The organism is Acinetobacter sp. PK01, assembly GCF_022819285.1.
In the GTDB taxonomy this organism is placed as follows: Bacteria; Pseudomonadota; Gammaproteobacteria; order Pseudomonadales; family Moraxellaceae; genus Acinetobacter; species Acinetobacter tandoii.
Map to the genome: position 1 here is coordinate 1366583 of NZ_CP094643.1, position 17771 is coordinate 1384353.

A 17771-nucleotide genomic window follows, 5' to 3' on the forward strand; every position below is an offset into this window, starting at 1 on the left:
CTAAATTTTCTCACCAATCACGGCGGCTTCTGCAAATGTGGCCATTTGATTATGTAAATGACATGCCAATTTAATAATCCCAAGTGCTGCACCTGCACCACTGGCTTCACCCAAGCGTAAATTCAGTTTTAAAATTGGTTCTGCGTTTAACTCTTGCAATAAGCGTTGATGCCCATACTCGGCAGACTGATGTCCGAACAGCATCCATTCACGTACCGCAGAATTCAGTTTGACTGCAACCAGTGCAGCAGCCGTACTAATAAAGCCATCAACAACCATTGGTAGACCTAATTGCGCACAACGAATATATGCACCGACCATCGCGGCAATTTCTAAACCACCGACAGCGCATAAGGCTTTGAAAGCATCTTGCTGAACATCATCACGGTGTAATGCTACTGCACGGTCAATCACTTGTTTTTTATGTGCTAATTGCTCTGCACGAATGCCTGTGCCAACCCCTGTAAGTTGTTCTGCCACTTCATTGAGTAACATACAAGCCAGAGCAGAAGCCGAACAGGTATTGCCAATGCCCATTTCACCCGCAACATAAATAGAGGCTTTTTCCTTTACGGCACGTTCGACACTTTGCTTACCCAAATTCATGGCTGCACTACATTGTGCTTCAGTCATTGCGGGCTGTTTGACAAAATTGGCTGTGCCTGGAGCAATACAATGGGTTTCTACGTGTGGATATTGATAATTATCTCCCACCGTACCACAGTCAATCACTTGTAAAGTCGCCGCATATTCCTTGGCAATGACACTAATACAGGCACCACCCGTGGTGAAATTCATTAACATTTGACGGGTCACCGCTTGAGGATAAGCCGAAATATTCTCTTCCATCACCCCATGATCGCCAGCAAAAATACTAATCCACGGCGCTTGAATATCGGGTTGATCTTTATTCTGCAAACTTGCCAATAAAATTGCGATATGTTCTAACTCAGACAAAGAACCAGTAGGCTTGGTGAGTTGTAATTGGCGCGCTTCTGCACGTTGTTTCGCTGCATCATTCGGTTGTTGACACGCCTCTAACCACCAGCTCATGATTTGTCTCCTTTTAATTGCATTGATAATCCCGCTACACAAAACTGCACCTTATCGGCAAGTTGAGCCAGTTGTTGATGAAGTCGCCCAGATTCATCCACAAACTTACGGCTTAACTCTCCCATAGGCACCACGCCTAAACCTGTTTCATTACTCACAAGAATAATTGTGGAAGATAAGGTCGGTAAAACGTCGAGTAATTTTTGCAGCTGATGTGCCAATAAGTTTTGATTATCCGCCAATAAGAGATTGGTCATCCACAAGGTCAGACAATCTACCAAAATCAGCTGTTCTGGCGCATCTATACGCTGCAAACAATCGGCCAAATACAGCGGCTCTTCGCTGAGTTGCCAATGTGATGGTCGTTGCGATTGATGATGTTGAATCCGTTGCTGCATTTCAACATCTAAAGCCTGAGCGGTTGCCACGTAGTGAACCTTAAGCCCCGAATCTTGTGCAATTTGTTCAGCCAAACGACTTTTACCTGAACGAGCACCCCCTAATATGAGTTGCAACATACGTCACCTAATGAAATGTTCTGTAGAGTATGTAAAGGACCTTGTAAGACTTGGGCATGATAATAACCAAACTTGATCTGGCTAATGTCAATTTCAAACTGCTGAGCAGGAAATGCAGCCATTTTGTCTAAAATACTTTGGCTGGGATACGCAGCGCTATATAGACCCACGGTAATATGCGGGCAATAGCTTAATGCCGCAACTTCATCACTAAACTGGGCACATTGCGCTCTGATTTTTTCTAAAGCCAAGTCAGTATCGATAACCTCTAGATATAAGGCGCTACTGAAACTATTCAGAGCACCTATTTTCAGTTTAAATTTTTCTAATCGGCTTAACTTCAACTCTGCATATTGTCGTTGGAATTGCTGTTGCGTGAAGTCATCATCAAAAATGGCTTGATCTTGTGCTAAAAAACCACAAATAAACAATGTGATATGAAATTGACGTGTATTGGGAAATAATAGATATTCGGAGAAATAATCTTGAACTTGATTAAGATACAAAATCAAGTCTGGATTTTGAATTTCAATATACCACAGTGCATAGAGCTCCCGACCATGATGCCATTCTGGATAATCACGGTGAATCGTGGGAACAACATGATGAATGTGATCTAAAAACACGTTTAATATCACTTTAAACTGCAAAGTGATATTAAAACACGTTCTTTGCCAGACTCATGCAAGGCAAAGTTTATAAATATTCAACTTGTACTGAAAATGATTCAAATTATGCACAAACAGCAGATGTATCACTTAAATGAATTGAAATTCGTTTAGGATCAAACTGATCGGGATGCTGAAGTAGATCTGCTAAACCATGCTTTAATTGCATCAGTAACGCTTGTTGCTGTGGAGTGCTAAGTAACATCTTTTCTACTTCATTTTGCATCGTACTCATCACATCATCTATAGCTATCTGATCATGCAAAATGGCATAGCCATAACCCAATACTGCACCCGCAATCAATTGGTCATATGCTTGTCCACTCAAGATTTTCTGCCGAATAGAAGATAAAACCCGTTCGCCTGACTCCAGTTTGCGTAAAGGATCTCGCGCTACCCTTGAACAAGGGTCTTTAAAGGCAAATTTACAAGAGTCGATAAAACTTTGTGCCAAACGGTTTAAGTCTGCTTCCCAATGCGGTAGTTGCAGCAATAAACCTTGCTTAACTTGTGCTAAGAGTTGCTGACTAAACTGCTGTAGCTGTACATCCCCCATGGCGATACCGATCGTCTCATGCCCCAATAGGCTGGCATACCACGCCATCATGGCATGGGTTCCATTCCACATACGGTTCTTAATCAACTGAATCTCGGAAATATCATCGACCAAAACCATTTGTCGCATTTTACTCAGTAAAGGGCTTTGGTTTTCCACATAAATTGGCATATCCAACTCTGCATGAAACAGAATTAAATCCATACTCTGTAAAATATGACTCGGTTGGAAATTACGGCGCAAATCTTCAATATACACAGCAGCTTGATGCTCTTGGGTCGAATCCAACTGAAGACTTTCATCTAGATCTGTATTTTCAGTTTCGACTTCTTCCTGAAACTGTTTAAAAATGTTGTATTTAATTTTCAGTTGACGATATAGATTTTTCTGACTTAGCTTCGACACCATACGGTTGACTACGGTATCGCAAAAATAATGTTGTTGTAGAATCTGCTCGGTAATAGCCACACTGGTTAATTCATTTAAGGCTTGTCGTAAATAATCAAGGAAAAGTTGTTTGGCGTTGACCTTGTTCAAGATAATCAAAAAGGTCAGCGGTTCTTTAGCTTGACCTGCTTGATGTGTATGGCGCTCATACAATCCTTTAGCAATCATCTTTACTTCATGTACTAAGGCATTTTCAGGTAAACACACAGCAATCAAACTAGATTCAACATACATGTCCGACATTTGTGCTTCATCATCTGCATCAATCACAGTCATATTTTGAATTGACTCATCATAGGAGATTTGTCCATAGCGAATGCAGTAACCACCAAAAGCGTTTACCGCCTCACGAAACAAAGCATTGCGCGTCGAAGCTAAGATACGCTTAGGTCGCGTGTAGCCATCCCAATGCGACAAGATTTGTGCCAAATAACCACCACCAATTGCCCCAAAGCCATGAATACCCACAGTCAATTGATTCAACGTTTGCGGAAAGGGCTCTTGCAACTGTGGCAAATCCTGTTTTGCGGTAAAACCATCTAAATCTGCCAAACAGTCATACATACACTGATAATAATAATTCGCTTTGGCTCGCATATTGGCATTTGCGGGTTTAATATCTTTCAATAAAACCGTAATACCTTTGGCTTCAAATGCTGAAGTCACGCCATTTTCCGAATCTTCAAACATTAAACAATGTTCAGGGTTAAGATTCAGCTTTTCCGCTGCCGTCAGAAAAATTTCAGGATGAGGCTTACCTTTCTCCACCTCATCACCACACACCACGACATCAAAGAATTTATACACATTGGCATTAATCAGATATTCTTCAGCAATCGCACGGCGACTAGACGTTGCAACTGCCATACGCAAACCTGACTTTCTTAAGCGTTCCAAAACTTGAACCAATCCTTTTTTAATAGGAACGCCACAGCTTCGTACAGATTCCAACTCCAATTCATCGGCACGTTTACGGATTTCAGCATAAGGAATATCTGCTCCATAAGTTTCCTGTGCCAAAGCTTGTGCCGTTTTGGCACTTAAGCCTAAACATGCCATTAAATATTCATTGGAAAATGATTGCCCAATCAGTTCTTGAGATGCCTGTTTCAATGTTTGAAACCGAAGACGTTCAGTATCAAACATTGTTCCATCCATATCAAAAATTGCACCCAGTATCACATCATCATGAAATTTCAGCATTTATGCTCCTCAAATTATTGTTATGTACAGCTTTTAGCCTAATCAAAAACACAATAGCTGAGTAAAAATGACACGATATGAAATAATTTTGATTAAAATTTACTCACAATAACCAACAATTCCTTATTTTTTGTTTTATTTGTTTAGATCTAGGTAATCTTATGTAATCAAAGTATGCATCTTGGGATTTTTAAAACACTGAAAATAAAAAACCTACCCCAAAAATAAGGTAGGTTAAATACTTAAAGACTAACTCTAAATTTAGTTTTTCATTAAAAATGTTAACTCTTCATCATCATGTGTAATTTTAACTCTAACACCGCGATAGGAGCGCTTATCAGGGTCTAGCGCTGAATTAATGACTTCGTCAGCAAACTTTTGATCTGCCATAAATTTTGCATAGAGCTTATATCCAATCCGAATTTTCTTAATTTTTTTGCCTTTCGCTTCGTACTTATCTAAGGTTTGGTCTAAAATTGCTAAACTTAAATCATCCACGTATTTATCCTCTATTGTTCTACTATATGCCTTGCTTACTTGTACCTGAATTCCCATCAAATAACCAGTTGAAAAAACCAAACATAGATGGTATAGCTCAATGTTAAACAACTTAATGATTAATAAGTGACGAAATAATGATTATTTTTCGAACACTCAAAGCATGACCATATGCTTTCTTTTATGGTTTTCTTTTTCAACCCAATATTAATCATGCATGTATTTTCGGATATCTCACCCAAAGTCCAAATCAAATAGGCATAAAAAAACCCAATCTAGGAAGACTGGGCTATAAACTTTGAATCTTTTCTCGTTGGTAGCGGGAGCTGGATTTGAACCAACGACCTTCGGGTTATGAGCCCGACGAGCTACCAGACTGCTCCATCCCGCATCAACGAGTTGACTTTATACGCCCTAATGCGTGATAAAGCAAACTTTATTTTAAATAAATAACGTATTCATTAATAATTCACTATATTTGCATTAAAACAGTTGAGTTTTACCTATGAATTAGACAATAAAAAAGCCCGCTTAATGCGAGCTTTTTTGACAAAAAACAATCAAGTCAGACTTAGATTGCTGTGATGCCGCTAGCTTGAGCACCTTTTTTCCCTGCAGTTACAGTGAATTGTACTCGTTGACCTTCTTGCAAAGTTTTAAAACCGTTGGTTTGAATTTCGCTGAAATGTGCGAATACATCTTCACCATTGTCAGCAGCGATAAAACCAAAACCTTTAGTTTCGTTGAACCACTTTACAGTACCAGTCGTTAAATTAGACATAAGATATTTCCTATAAGATTAAGCTGAGAATAGAAAATAATTTATTTAACATAAACCTTTAATACAATGAAGGATGAAAATCAACAACACAATAAAATCAGTAAACACAATAAAATTATTCTTCTAGTATGTATAAATATATACGTTTTATTGACGAAATGATAGCTGATTTAACTCTTTAACTTGTAAAGCTTGTTCAACTCAGTATAAAACGATTTGCCATCGAGATTAAGAGCGCATTTTTCGCCAGACTCAAATTCAACCTGTTTACCCACTTCGACCCAGCTCACACCAGATAAATTACTTTGTTTGCGCTTGAGAGGGATAATTTTCACACGTATTTCATCGCCATTTATGGCTCTTGCTGTCGTCCAGCCATTTAAAAAAATCAATTTAATTACTCATATATTGAGCCTTTGCAAACAAAAAGTATTTCATAAATAAGACCATTCGGGGAGTTTGGAGTTTATTCTATAAAGCGGCATTGTGCCTATGAACTTATAATATTTACATCAGCAAAGCATGTAGAATGGATATCAAAGCGTATCCAACTTTGGACTTACATACTACGCGATCTTGACATACGAAGCAAACCGCACAAAAAAGCCCATCTGATGATGGGCTACAGTGCTTTTAAAAACTTATGATTTCGTCCCTTTACAAACAATATCTGCTATTTTTCCAGCAGGCTCATTAAAAATGTAGATCAAATTTGGATCTGTAGCACATACCGAAGCTTGAAATAAATCTCGAACGAACAACCAAATATTAAATTCTTTGGCTTCATCTGAATTTGCTATGTTTGAATTCGCCTGCTCATATTGCTGAGCTGCCTGAGTAAATATAGAACTCCAATTTCTTCCGAATTTTTCCAAATCGGTAGTAGAAGTGCCTCTTAAATCAATAATCTGATCTATCTGAGAAGAGTTAGGATTGTATACGGCGATAAAAGGACCCGTTGAATAGAGCAACTTAGGATTAAGCTTAACCAATTCACTTTCCGCAAGATTATAGTCATATACTCTTAAAATTAAATCGCAATCACGAGTATTTTGTGACAAATCCGTTGTTACAGGAACTTTGGTTACAACTTGATTCTCAATAGCGACGCCTTGATTGGATTCAACATCTTGAGCTGTTTCTAATTGTACAAATCCCTTACACAGCGCTTTGTTAAATTTTTCTGCATTCACACCTTTATTAAAAAAGATCACGGCGGAAGGTCGGGTACTATGCGCAACTGGAGTTAAATCGGCCAGTGATGTCGTAAATTGTCGAGTCATAACATCTGAATCATGAATAGGTATCATGGCAACTGGTGGTGGTGGCGCTGTTACAGGTGCTACAGAACACCCCCATAAAGGCAAAAGACTCATGCATAGCGTTGCTATAATCCAAAATTTCCCCATCTTACTTCATCCCTGTTCGCTACTGATTAAGGTCGCGCATATTATCATTCTGACTTTATCTAAACAAATCAGATCATTAAATAATATTTACATCTCCCTTTAATGTATGATTATTCATCAACAACATCTGCAAAAATAGCACCTAAAACTTCACTCAGGTCTTGTGGCGCTAAACCAATATCCAATCCACGTTTTCCACCACTCACGTAAATCTTGGTCAGGGTTTGAGCACTTTTATCAATTACAGTTTTAAGTCTTTTCTTTTGTCCAATTGGACTAATGCCTCCAACCAAATAGCCTGTTAAACGCTCGGCATCTTTAGGATCGGCCATATGCAGTTTTTTTGCCCCGACTGCTGTTGCCACTTTTTTTAAGTTTAGTAAATGATGTACAGGTAAAATTGCAACGTAATAGCTCTTATCATCGGTGACTAAAAGTGTTTTAAACACTTCCTCTACTTTTAAGCTCAGCTTTTCTGCTGCTTCTAAACCAAAACTTTTCGCATTGGCATCATGCTCATATTCATGAATAGAAAAGTCAACTTTTTTGCTTTTTAATAATTTGCAGGCTGGCGTCATCTTGCTTCTACAATTGAAATAAACCGCGTAATTATAGGCATTTCATAATTAAAATGTGAATTCCACTTAGGCTATTAGTTTCGAAATTCATCTAGCTTGAATTCAACTTCCTGAAATGGGTACAATTCAAGCAAAATACGATACTTAAAAAAGCCAATGCCTTCTATTTATCAGCTTAAACCAGCTTTTCAGAATTTTTTACGACCTTTTGTTCGTCGCTTATATCAACATGGTATTACTGCAAATCAGGTAACTTTGTTTGCAATGTTGATTTCTTTGCTGATCGCAAGTTTCTTGGCTTACACATTCCACGCGCAACCGATGGCAAATGCCGCATTTTTTTTACTTGTTCCAATCTGGATGCTTATACGGATGGCATTTAATGCGATTGATGGCATGTTGGCACGCGAATTTAATCAACAATCACAATTAGGTGCTTATCTAAATGAATTGTGTGATGTGATTTCAGACACGGCGCTATATTTGTGCTTTATAGTATTGAGTTGCATATCTCCAACATTGTTATTATGCGTTGTATTCTTAGCCATCCTCAGTGAATACGCAGGAGTCATGGCCCCTGTGATTGGGCAAGAGCGCCGTTATGATGGCCCTATGGGAAAGAGCGACCGTGCATTCTGGTTTAGTGTGTTAGCCGTCTTTTACGTACTCAGCCAATATTTTTCAGCACATATCACTTTTAAGCTACAAGAATTAATAAGTAATGGCTTATTAGCTATTATTACCCTTTTACTCGTGATTACGATCTATAACCGTATACGTAATGCAATTGAAAAGACTTCAAATTAATTGATCATTAGGACAATAAAGAATGCCTTATAACAATAGTCAGCAACATTTCACCAGCCATGATGGTACATCCTTGTTCTATCAACATTGGGCTTCGTCTCATAACCCAGAGAAAAAAGCCATTGTGATGTTTCATCGTGGGCATGAACATTCGGGTCGAATGGAGCATTTGGTGGAAGAGTTAGACCTGCCTGATTTTGATTTTTTTGCATGGGATGCACGCGGTCATGGTGAATCACCTGGTGAACGTGGCGATGCACCCAGTTTTTCGGCTTGTGTGAAAGACATTCAATATTTTGTTCAGCATATCGAACAGACCTATGCGATTCCACCTGAAAATATTGCAATTGTTGCTCAAAGTGTTGGCGCTGTATTGGCAGCGACATGGGTACATGACTATGCACCTAAAATTCGTGCCTTATGTTTAGCATCACCTGCCTTTGATATTAAATTGTATGTACCCTTTGCTAAACAAGGTTTAACGTTACTGAATAAATTACGCGGCAATTTCTTTATCCAAAGTTATGTCAAAGCCAAAATGCTGACGCATGATTTAGACCGTGCCCAGCAGTATGATCATGACCCTAAAATTGCCAGAGCGATTTCTGTACGCATGTTACTTGGTCTGTATGATGCTGCCGAACGATTGGTTAAAGATGCTCAAAATATCTATGTCCCCACTCAAGTCCTATGTTCAGGTGCTGACTTTGTGGTGCAGCAGAAACCGCAACGAGATTTTTATGAACGTTTGGCGCATCCAAATAAAGAATTTCATCTTTTAGAAGGCTTTTTTCACGATACTTTAGGAGAACAAAACCGCGAGATTGCCGTTAAAAAAGTCCGTCGCTTTATTCAACAATGTTTTGCGCATCCTTACGATACGCCAGACGTTTTAAATGCCGATAAAATTGGCGCAAGTTGCTCAACTGCTGAACAATTTAGTCAACCACTCCCAAAAACATCGCTTAAAAAACTGTTTTGGGATTTGGCTCAACGTCAACTCAAATTTGGTAGTCAGTTTTCTAGAGGCCTTAAAATTGGTGAACAAACAGGTTACGACTCAGGCAGTACCCTAGACTTTGTCTATCGTAATCAACCAGAAAGCCAGAATTTACTAGGTAAAGTCATTGATCAACAGTATTTAAATGCGATTGGCTGGCGTGGCATTCGAGTCCGTAAACAAAATATTGAATCCCTACTGGAAAAATATGCCGCATTGTTGGCTAAAAAACGTAAACCAGTTCGTATCTTAGATATTGCGGCTGGACATGGGCGTTATATTTTAGATGCAGTTGCACAATTACCTAGACAACCAGAATCTATTCTGCTACGTGATTATAGCGAACTCAATGTTAAAGCTGGACAAGCACTCATTCAAGAAAGAGGCCTAAACGAAATTGCAACTTTTGTTCAAGCCGATGCCTTTGATACAGCATCTCTCGCAAACATTAAACCCAAAGCAACCTTAGCTGTTGTTTCAGGACTCTATGAGTTGTTTAGTGATAATGATTTATTACGTCAATCTCTAACTGGACTATATAAAGCCATGCTCAAAGATGGCTATCTGATTTATACGGGACAAATTTGGCATCCACAGCAAGAGTTTATTGCCCGCGCACTCACTTCACATCGTCAAGGTGAAGCATGGGTCATGCGCTTACGTTCACAAGCGGAGATGGATGCTTTAGTCGAACAAGCTGGATTTAAGAAAATTGATCAATTTATTGATGAGTTCGGCATTTTTACGGTTTCTGTCGCGCAAAAGATCGAGCCGTAACATTCTATGCAGACACTCATACATCAGGCAGGTACATGGAAATGGGGAATACTCTGCCTGTTATTTCTTGCCCCTTTTTTCTTTTTAAGTTACGGCTTTGCCAATCATTATGCTGCGGGGCTAAATTATGTTCCAAGCATTGTGTTCACTTGGGAAAAATATATTCCGCTATGGCCATGGACAATTGTTCCTTATTGGTCAATCGACTTATTTTATGGACTTTCACTGCTGCTGTGCTGGAATAAATTTGAACTCAAACAGCATGTGTTTCGACTTTTCAGCGCACAACTGATTTCTATTGGCTGTTTTTTATTATTTCCACTGAAATTCAGTTTTGAGCGCCCCGAACTACAAGGCTTCTTTGGTGTTTGGTTTGATATTCTCATGGGTTTTGATAAACCATTTAATCAAGCCCCATCCTTACATATTGTCCTATTAATGATCTTGTGGGATTTTTATCGTCGACATGTACCTTCCTCTTATCGCTGGTTTGTCGATCTTTGGAGTTTTCTCATTGGTGTATCGGTACTAACCACATGGCAGCATCATTTTATTGATATCCCGACTGGCATTTGGGTTGGTGCATTCTGTTTGTGGTTATTTCCGTTCTATGCATCATCTCCATTACAAACACAAAAAGTACAGCAACGAACTTTAAAGCATTTTAAATTAGCTAGTTATTATCTTATTGCCGCACTCCTTCTCACATTTTTAGCTCTGTTTTTTAAAGGATGGATGCTCTGGTTGGCTTACCCCGCAAGCAGTTTATTCTTGGTTGCTTGCGCTTATAGCCTGAATCGTCCACATTTTTTTCAGAAACAACCCAATGGCACCATGAGCATTGCAGCGTGGGTTTTATTTGCACCTTATTTTCTTTTCGCAAAACTCAATAGCCGTATCTGGACCAGAACACATCCCAACGATTCTTTAATTCTGACCAATGAAAACACTCAGATTTTTCTAGGCAGAATTCCTTCAACTCAAAACATGCAGCAGTATGATGGTTTATTTGATTGTTGTGCAGAACTGCCTTTAAAACCACCATATGATTATCAGCAATATCTAAGTCTTGATCTCATTCCCTTACAAGCACAACAGCTAAATCTTGCCGTACAAGCATTGAATCAATTGCTGTCTTCACAATACGATAATACGAAAGTTCTGATTTTTTGTGCCTTAGGATATTCACGCAGTAGCAGTATACTTGCTGCATGGTTGCTCCAAACTGGGCATGCCCATCAAGTTGATGATGCCATTCAAATCATTCGTCAGGCTCGACCTTGGATTGTACTGAATGCCCAGCAACTCGCAGCGATAGAGATCTATCAAAAACAATATTTACAGCAGGTCAAGGCATGAAATTACTGATTGTCGCCAAGTTACTACAAAATACAGATGGCCTTCGTAATGCAGGTTACATCGCATTTACGCTTTCCGTGCTTTGCTATTTTTTTTACGCTTGGCAGTCGATTGGTGTCTATCTCTCGCTCATCGTTATTTTTGTTTTATGCCTACTCCAACATTATCTTAGTATTCGAATTAAGTTCGATGCGGAGCTGTTAAGTTTGATCGGGACTAACTCAGAGCAGATTGAAGATGCACAATCCATCGTTCAGAAAACGCAAATACTTGACCAGAGTTTACTCGAGTTAGGACTCATTCCTACTGAAAAATGTCAGCGTAGCTGGGATATTCGTATTCAAGGCTGTATGCGCTTATTTAAGCTTCATGTATTTCTGATCTTATGCCAATATATCGTTTTAATATCGCTCATGATATTTTTATTACAACAAAAATAAAACTCGGTGACGTTATGCAAAGTACAAATTCTTCCTCAACTGAAACCGATCATAAAGCCCATTTTCTTTCTCAGTCACTGGCACGTTTTATTGCTTTTTTAACCCGTCGTAGTGCACGACTGTTAACAGGTGCACGTAGTCGATGGGTTGGTTGCAAGCCTGCTACCAAGCAGCGAATCTACTATGCCAATCATAATAGTCATATTGACTTTATATTATTATGGTCTTCACTACCAACGCCTATACGCCGCAAAACCCGCCCTATAGCCGCATCAGATTATTGGCTGAAAGATGGCTTTCGACGCTTTCTGATTCATGACACCTTTACAGGGGTGACGATTCAAAGAAGCCATAATGGTCAATCAGACCCACTTGAACCGATTAAAAAAGTACTTCAGCAAGGTGACTCTATTATTTTCTTCCCCGAAGGAACGCGTAACTTAAATGATGATGTCGAACTATTACCCTTTAAAAGCGGGCTTTATCATTTAAGTCAACAATTTCCAGATGTTGAAGTTATTCCTGTTTGGATTTCGAATCTTAAACGTGTTATGCCTAAAGGTGCACTGGTGCCGCTCCCATTATTATCGACTGTGATTTTTGGTGCTCCATTAACATTCACAGCCCATACAGATAAAAATGACTTCTTATTACAAGCACAGAAAGCATTATTAGAATTGAAAGAGGTTGAGTTCCAATGACAGCAACCAACTTACAGCAAACCTATTTGCTCTTTGCAATTTTTACTGGAATATTGGTCTTTGCTTCAACCGTTGGTTGGATCTTAAAGAAACGGACTGCTCAGCAAATTTCACCTGTCATTGATAATTTAAACGCACGTATCAATGCTTGGTGGGTCATGCTCATTGTGCTTGCTACAGCGATATTAATGGGAAAAGTTACTTTTATTTTACTTTTTGCAATTATCTCACTTTTTGCCCTGAGAGAATTTATTAGCTTATTGCCGACCCGACGTGGTGATTATTTTCCACTATTAATCGCTTTCTATTTCGTTATTCCTTATCAATATTATTTGGTCTATATCGATTGGTACGGTCTATATTCCATTTTTATTCCATTGTATGTTTTTCTGTTAATCCCAATCGCTAGTTTAAAACAGGAAGATACCAAACATTTCTTAGAACGAAGTGCCAAAATTCAATGGGGACTCATGGTTTGTGTGTTTTGTATTTCGCACGTACCAGCCCTCATCAATTTAAAATTACCTGGCTTTCAAGGTGAAAAAATCTGGCTGGCCATCTGGCTGATTATTGTTGTACAAGCCTCTGATGTACTGCAATATGTCTGCGGAAAACTATTTGGAAAACATAAAGTTGCACCGATACTTTCACCATCTAAAACCATTGAAGGGCTTTTAGGCGGTATTTTTCTGGCAACCTGTCTCGGCATTCTGATGAAATGGCTAACACCATTTAGTTATTGGCAGGCAGCTCTCATTGGTTTAATTGTGTGTATCTTTGGCTTCTTTGGCGGTCTGGTCATGTCGGCGATCAAAAGAGACCGAGGTGTCAAAGACTGGGGGCAGTTAATTCATGGTCATGGTGGCATGTTAGACCGTATAGATTCAATCTGCTTCTCAGCGCCGATTTTTTTTCATATTTTGCGTTATTGGTGGAGCTAAAGAAAAGCATTCATTTTCATCGCTCACAGCATAAACCCTAGTTATAAAACTAGGGTTTATCTAACTTTTAAAAATAAGATGATATTTTCAAAGTCGTTAATGCATCATTTGCCCAAAGGCATAAACTACTATCATCAACATCACAACCGACGATGACGTTATTAATAATTCTAAAGCTTTCATACCCCACCCCCATTTCTTAAGAGGTAGTTCTATTTAGACATGTTTAAACTACATTTACAACCCAAAAGTGTGACATTTTTTGACAATTATAGACAAAAAAGAAACATTATTAATCAAACATCACACTCTTTTTTATTCATGAGATAATTTTCAGTCTGTCGTAATTAATAACAAAACCGACGTAGCAACTTTTTCTGTTAGTTCATTTAACCTTTGTAATGGTGTGCCTGTAATCAAATAACGGTAATCATATAATTTTCCAGCAAATAGGATGGTTATAAAAAAAGTTCCTTCTGGCTTTTCTGCTGTTGCACTTCCACCAGGTTTTAACAAACCTGTACACGCGACAATCACATCAGCATGTGTAAATAGTTTCTGTCCGGTCTTTGCCAATGCCTGCGTGACTTCTGCAGACTCCGCTGTATACTGTTCAATTAATTTTGGATCAAGATGCAACACTTGTAGCTTAATGCTTGGATCGTAACAAACCAAACCACCCAATAATATTTCTGCACCACTATGTTTATAAATCGAAAATTGGCTGCACAAAAAACCAGAACTGGCACTTTCTATGAATGCTATTTTGAGCTGCTGCCGCTCTAATTCATTACAACATTGCTTGAGCATAATTTCCCCATAATGCCTCATGAGCTTATTTAAGTGTTATTTGTCCAATTCGTAGTCAAACCCTAAGCATAACGGTTTATTCTATGCTTAAAAACTGATACAACTAAAAATAAAGCATAGAAAGAAAGGTAGAGATTACAATGAAAACAACCGTCAAATATGTGGTTTTAAAAAGTAAAGATTACCAACTTGGCACACCACTGTTTGAAGAAGAATTAGATGTCGATGGTCAATATTTTGATCAAATCCCACTACTTATTCACTTTCAAAATCGAGATTTTAAAGTGAAAAGTAAAGAGTTGCAGCGCAAACAAATTCAAGATGACTTTGAAGAAAGCCAAACCATTTTAGTTAAAGTTATTGCACAATAAGCTTAAGTCACTAAGCCACAACACCTTAAATAACATGGAGAAACATTACTCCATGTTATGATTGATCCAATCTAAAAGTGAATGCATTACAACAATAGATAAATATAGTGTTATTAATTAATCTCATAACAGCAGAAATACATATAAATACTATGGATTAAATAAATTTGTACAAACTTTTGCTATAATTTCAAGTGATTTTTAAAGATACTTTTCAGAAACATGCATGATATAGCAGATTTAGAACCTATTGCACGCGACGTGCCACATACCAAACGTGGTCATGAGCGTTGTCTTGCGCTTTTATTGAGTGCAAACGACTTGTTCTTAAAACATGGCTATGATGCTGTTTCATTAGATGACATCGTCAATCATGCTGGTGGCTCCAAAGCCTCTATCTACAAATATTTCGGGAATAAAGAAGGTCTATTTACTGCAATCTGTGACTATCGTCGTGAGCAATTTTTTAAAGATATTTGTATGCCCTTCAATATTGAGAAAGATGACTTACGCAACTACCTCATCCAGACTTTACTGAATTTACAAATCCATCTCGTCTTACCTGAAAATGCTTCTTTTTTTCGTCTTATCATGGAACAAACCCAGCGTAGTAAGCAGCTTGCTCAACATATCCATGAACAGGGTCCAAAGCATATTCAAAATGCGATTGCTTGTATATTAACCAAAGCCAATGAACTTGGGCTCATTACATGTGAAGAACCTGAATATTCTGCTCAACTCTTTTTTGGCATCGTGCGCAATTTAGAATGGCAAGTGCTCATGAATATCTATGTGCAGGAAAATGAGCACGAAAACTTAAAATATATTCATTATTGTGTCGATCGCTTCTTAGAAGGTCATCAAAAAGTCTAGTTTTTTTGCATTTCCTAACATTTTTAGTATATAACTGTTAGTCTTTTCTTTTAACCAACCAACAACTAATTGTTGTACTTGAAACAGCAATTATTGTGGAGTAACCATGGCTCTACGTCACTTTCTTACTTTACGCGATTTATCAACTTTAGAACTCAATCAAATTTTGCATCGTGCAATCGAATTGAAACGAAAACAGCACGACAACGAAATTTTTCAACCTTTTGTTGGTAAAGTTATGGGCATGATTTTTGAAAAATCGAGCACCCGAACACGCGTGTCGTTTGAAGCAGGCATGAGCCAATTTGGTGGTAGCGCAATATTCTTATCTCCACGTGATACTCAGCTTGGCCGTGGTGAACCTATTGAAGATTCAGCACGTGTTATTTCAAGCATGTTAGATATCGTGATGATCCGAACTTTTGGGCACGATATTGTTGAACGTTTTGCTTCTTATTCAAAAGTCCCTGTAATTAATGCTTTGACAGATGACCATCATCCATGCCAATTACTTGCTGACATGCAGACTTTTCTTGAACATCGTGGTTCAATCGAAGGTAAAACCGTCGCTTGGATTGGTGATGGTAATAACATGTGTAATTCTTATATTGAAGCTGCACATATGTGGGGTTTTAAACTAAAAATTGCAGCACCAAAAGGTTATGAACCACAAGAAAAATTCTTGTCTGAGTTTGCTCACTGTGTTGAATTAGTTGACTCAGCAGAAGATGCAGCAGTCAATGCTGACTTGATCGTAACCGATGTCTGGGCAAGCATGGGCCAAGAAGAAGAGCAAAAAATCCGTGAAAAAGCTTTTGCTGATTACCAAGTCAATGAACGCTTAATGAATCTTGCTCACCCAGACTGTCTATTTATGCATTGCTTACCTGCTCATCGTGGTGAAGAAATTTCTGAAACCATGTTAGACCATTTAAATGCTGTAGTCTGGGATGAAGCTGAAAATCGCTTACATGCTCAAAAGGCATTGGTTGAATTTCTTATAAATGAAAATCTTAAAAAAGACTAAGAAATCCATCTAAAAAAAGCACCTCTGGGTGCTTTTTTTATTTAGGCGACGATATAATCAAAACCATAATGTCTATAAGTGATTAAACATATGCAATTAAAAACTATTATTCTTGGTGTATTCACCACGACTTTCACCATGTTTGCTTTGGCACAACCTACAGATTTAGATCAATATTTATTAAAGAAAAAGATCGTCGATACAAATTACACAGTTAAAAATTCAACTGCACTGAATGAAATCTTAGATTATATTAGTGATGAAGATTCTCGTACGATGCCCTATCAACTTGATCAAAACATCGTGATTGAAAAAATGCGCTTATATGCAAATCGCATGGAAATATCAGGGCTAATTACTTCGCCAGACTTTAAACAATTCGCCCAAGACATTGGTGATGATCAAGTTCATGAAATGATGAAAAAAACATTAGTGCATAGTTGTCCTAAATTTTTCGAACATCAATTCCAAAGAGTAAATCCATATCAAGTTCAAATTAAACTCACTTCAGAACAAAAAAATTATAATCTTACTTTAAAGAACTCAGACTGTAATTTTGAATAACAGACTTTAACGAATGAGTCCTTGGGGCTGCATAATAATAATTGCTGCCCCAGCCAATACAATTATCCCACCCAATACATCCCATCTTGATAGCATAACTTGATCGACGTATCGTAACCACATAAGTGCAGTGAAAATATAGATTCCTCCATAAGCAGCATAAATCCGACCAGAAGCTGCGGGATGTAAAGTCAGTAACCACACAAAAATAGCCAGACTAAGTGCCGTTGGGATCCACAACCAATAAGAACGCCCTTGATTTAAAATTAAATATGGAAAATAGCAACCTAAAATCTCAGCAATTGCTGTAAGGACAAATAAGAAAACTGTGGTCAAAATTTTGATTAATGGCATATCCATAGAGATATTTGTCACCGTCAGAAAACTATA

The 17771-nt window shown here is 38.2% G+C and carries 21 protein-coding genes and 1 tRNA gene; 10 read left to right on the top strand and 12 right to left on the bottom strand.

Annotation, left to right across the window (positions count from 1 at the left end; translation table 11 throughout):
* The 10 genes from cobT to ybaK form a co-directional block, all read right to left on the bottom strand.
* Nucleotides 1-1053: a nicotinate-nucleotide--dimethylbenzimidazole phosphoribosyltransferase gene (gene cobT, locus MP622_RS06505; protein ID WP_243793116.1), complete on the bottom strand. Its 1053-nt coding sequence runs from the start codon at nt 1051-1053 to the stop codon at nt 1-3.
* Nucleotides 1050-1571, bottom strand: a complete 522-nt coding sequence (gene cobU, locus MP622_RS06510; RefSeq protein ID WP_243793117.1) for a bifunctional adenosylcobinamide kinase/adenosylcobinamide-phosphate guanylyltransferase — start codon at nt 1569-1571, stop codon at nt 1050-1052. The genes cobT and cobU overlap by 4 nt, the downstream gene beginning before the upstream one ends.
* The gene (locus tag MP622_RS06515) at nt 1553-2197 is read right to left on the bottom strand and encodes a 2'-5' RNA ligase family protein (RefSeq protein WP_243793121.1); all 645 of its coding nucleotides are present in this window, start codon (nt 2195-2197) and stop codon (nt 1553-1555) included. Before MP622_RS06515 ends, cobU begins: the two co-directional genes overlap by 19 nt.
* Nucleotides 2198-2303: 106 nt before the next feature.
* Nucleotides 2304-4445 (bottom strand): HAD-IA family hydrolase, encoded by a 2142-nt coding sequence (locus MP622_RS06520; RefSeq protein ID WP_243793122.1) that lies wholly within the window; start codon nt 4443-4445, stop codon nt 2304-2306.
* Nucleotides 4446-4706: 261 nt separating this feature from the next.
* Nucleotides 4707-4943: a hypothetical protein gene (locus MP622_RS06525; protein WP_243793123.1), complete on the bottom strand. Its 237-nt coding sequence runs from the start codon at nt 4941-4943 to the stop codon at nt 4707-4709.
* Between the two features lie 314 nt (nt 4944-5257).
* A tRNA-Met gene (locus MP622_RS06530) sits at nt 5258-5334 on the bottom strand.
* A 180-nt stretch (nt 5335-5514) separates the two neighbouring features.
* Nucleotides 5515-5724 carry a cold-shock protein gene (locus MP622_RS06535; RefSeq protein WP_016167826.1) on the bottom strand — a complete coding sequence of 70 codons (210 nt, stop codon included), beginning with the start codon at nt 5722-5724 and terminating at the stop codon, nt 5515-5517.
* 170 nt (nt 5725-5894) lie between these two features.
* Nucleotides 5895-6116, bottom strand: coding sequence for a transposase (locus tag MP622_RS06540; RefSeq protein ID WP_104442166.1), 222 nt, complete (start codon nt 6114-6116; stop codon nt 5895-5897).
* Nucleotides 6117-6365: 249 nt separating this feature from the next.
* The gene (locus tag MP622_RS06545; RefSeq protein WP_104442167.1) at nt 6366-7133 is read right to left on the bottom strand and encodes a hypothetical protein; all 768 of its coding nucleotides are present in this window, start codon (nt 7131-7133) and stop codon (nt 6366-6368) included.
* A 110-nt stretch (nt 7134-7243) separates the two neighbouring features.
* Nucleotides 7244-7711: a Cys-tRNA(Pro) deacylase gene (gene ybaK, locus MP622_RS06550; protein WP_044738488.1), complete on the bottom strand. Its 468-nt coding sequence runs from the start codon at nt 7709-7711 to the stop codon at nt 7244-7246.
* Nucleotides 7712-7867: 156 nt separating this feature from the next.
* On the opposite strand from ybaK, the gene MP622_RS06555 reads away from it, so the two are divergent.
* From MP622_RS06555 to MP622_RS06580, 6 genes are read left to right on the top strand one after another with little or no spacing between them, the layout of a single operon-like run.
* A complete protein-coding gene (locus MP622_RS06555; RefSeq protein ID WP_151504615.1) occupies nt 7868-8518 on the top strand; it encodes a CDP-alcohol phosphatidyltransferase family protein in 651 nt (216 codons plus the stop codon).
* 22 nt (nt 8519-8540) lie between these two features.
* Nucleotides 8541-10295 (top strand): bifunctional alpha/beta hydrolase/class I SAM-dependent methyltransferase, encoded by a 1755-nt coding sequence (locus MP622_RS06560; RefSeq protein WP_243793124.1) that lies wholly within the window; start codon nt 8541-8543, stop codon nt 10293-10295.
* A gap of 6 nt (nt 10296-10301) precedes the next feature.
* Nucleotides 10302-11654 (top strand): phosphatase PAP2/dual specificity phosphatase family protein, encoded by a 1353-nt coding sequence (locus MP622_RS06565; RefSeq protein WP_243793126.1) that lies wholly within the window; start codon nt 10302-10304, stop codon nt 11652-11654.
* Entirely contained in the window at nt 11651-12094 is a 444-nt protein-coding gene (locus MP622_RS06570; RefSeq protein ID WP_243793135.1) for a hypothetical protein, read from the top strand. Before MP622_RS06565 ends, MP622_RS06570 begins: the two co-directional genes overlap by 4 nt.
* Nucleotides 12095-12108: 14 nt before the next feature.
* A complete protein-coding gene (locus tag MP622_RS06575; protein WP_104442171.1) occupies nt 12109-12795 on the top strand; it encodes a lysophospholipid acyltransferase family protein in 687 nt (228 codons plus the stop codon).
* Complete coding sequence (locus MP622_RS06580) at nt 12792-13736, top strand: phosphatidate cytidylyltransferase (RefSeq protein ID WP_044738482.1); 945 nt, start codon at nt 12792-12794, stop codon at nt 13734-13736. The genes MP622_RS06575 and MP622_RS06580 overlap by 4 nt, the downstream gene beginning before the upstream one ends.
* A gap of 333 nt (nt 13737-14069) precedes the next feature.
* On the opposite strand, the gene MP622_RS06585 is transcribed toward MP622_RS06580, so the two are convergent.
* Entirely contained in the window at nt 14070-14546 is a 477-nt protein-coding gene (locus MP622_RS06585) for a CinA family protein (protein ID WP_035302324.1), read from the bottom strand.
* Between the two features lie 140 nt (nt 14547-14686).
* Here MP622_RS06585 and MP622_RS06590 point away from each other — a divergent pair, with 140 nt between their 5' ends.
* The 4 genes from MP622_RS06590 (at nt 14687) to MP622_RS06605 (ending at nt 17381) form a co-directional block, all read left to right on the top strand.
* A complete protein-coding gene (locus MP622_RS06590; protein WP_243793136.1) occupies nt 14687-14917 on the top strand; it encodes a hypothetical protein in 231 nt (76 codons plus the stop codon).
* A 222-nt stretch (nt 14918-15139) separates the two neighbouring features.
* Nucleotides 15140-15790: a TetR/AcrR family transcriptional regulator gene (locus tag MP622_RS06595; RefSeq protein ID WP_243793138.1), complete on the top strand. Its 651-nt coding sequence runs from the start codon at nt 15140-15142 to the stop codon at nt 15788-15790.
* Between the two features lie 106 nt (nt 15791-15896).
* Nucleotides 15897-16817 carry an ornithine carbamoyltransferase gene (argF, locus tag MP622_RS06600; protein WP_016167814.1) on the top strand — a complete coding sequence of 307 codons (921 nt, stop codon included), beginning with the start codon at nt 15897-15899 and terminating at the stop codon, nt 16815-16817.
* 90 nt (nt 16818-16907) lie between these two features.
* A complete protein-coding gene (locus tag MP622_RS06605; RefSeq protein ID WP_016167813.1) occupies nt 16908-17381 on the top strand; it encodes a hypothetical protein in 474 nt (157 codons plus the stop codon).
* Nucleotides 17382-17387: 6 nt separating this feature from the next.
* Here the strand turns inward: MP622_RS06605 and MP622_RS06610 are convergent, their stop codons facing one another.
* Nucleotides 17388-17741, bottom strand: coding sequence for a YnfA family protein (locus tag MP622_RS06610; protein ID WP_243793141.1), 354 nt, complete (start codon nt 17739-17741; stop codon nt 17388-17390).
* Between the last annotated feature and the right edge of the window lie 30 nt (nt 17742-17771).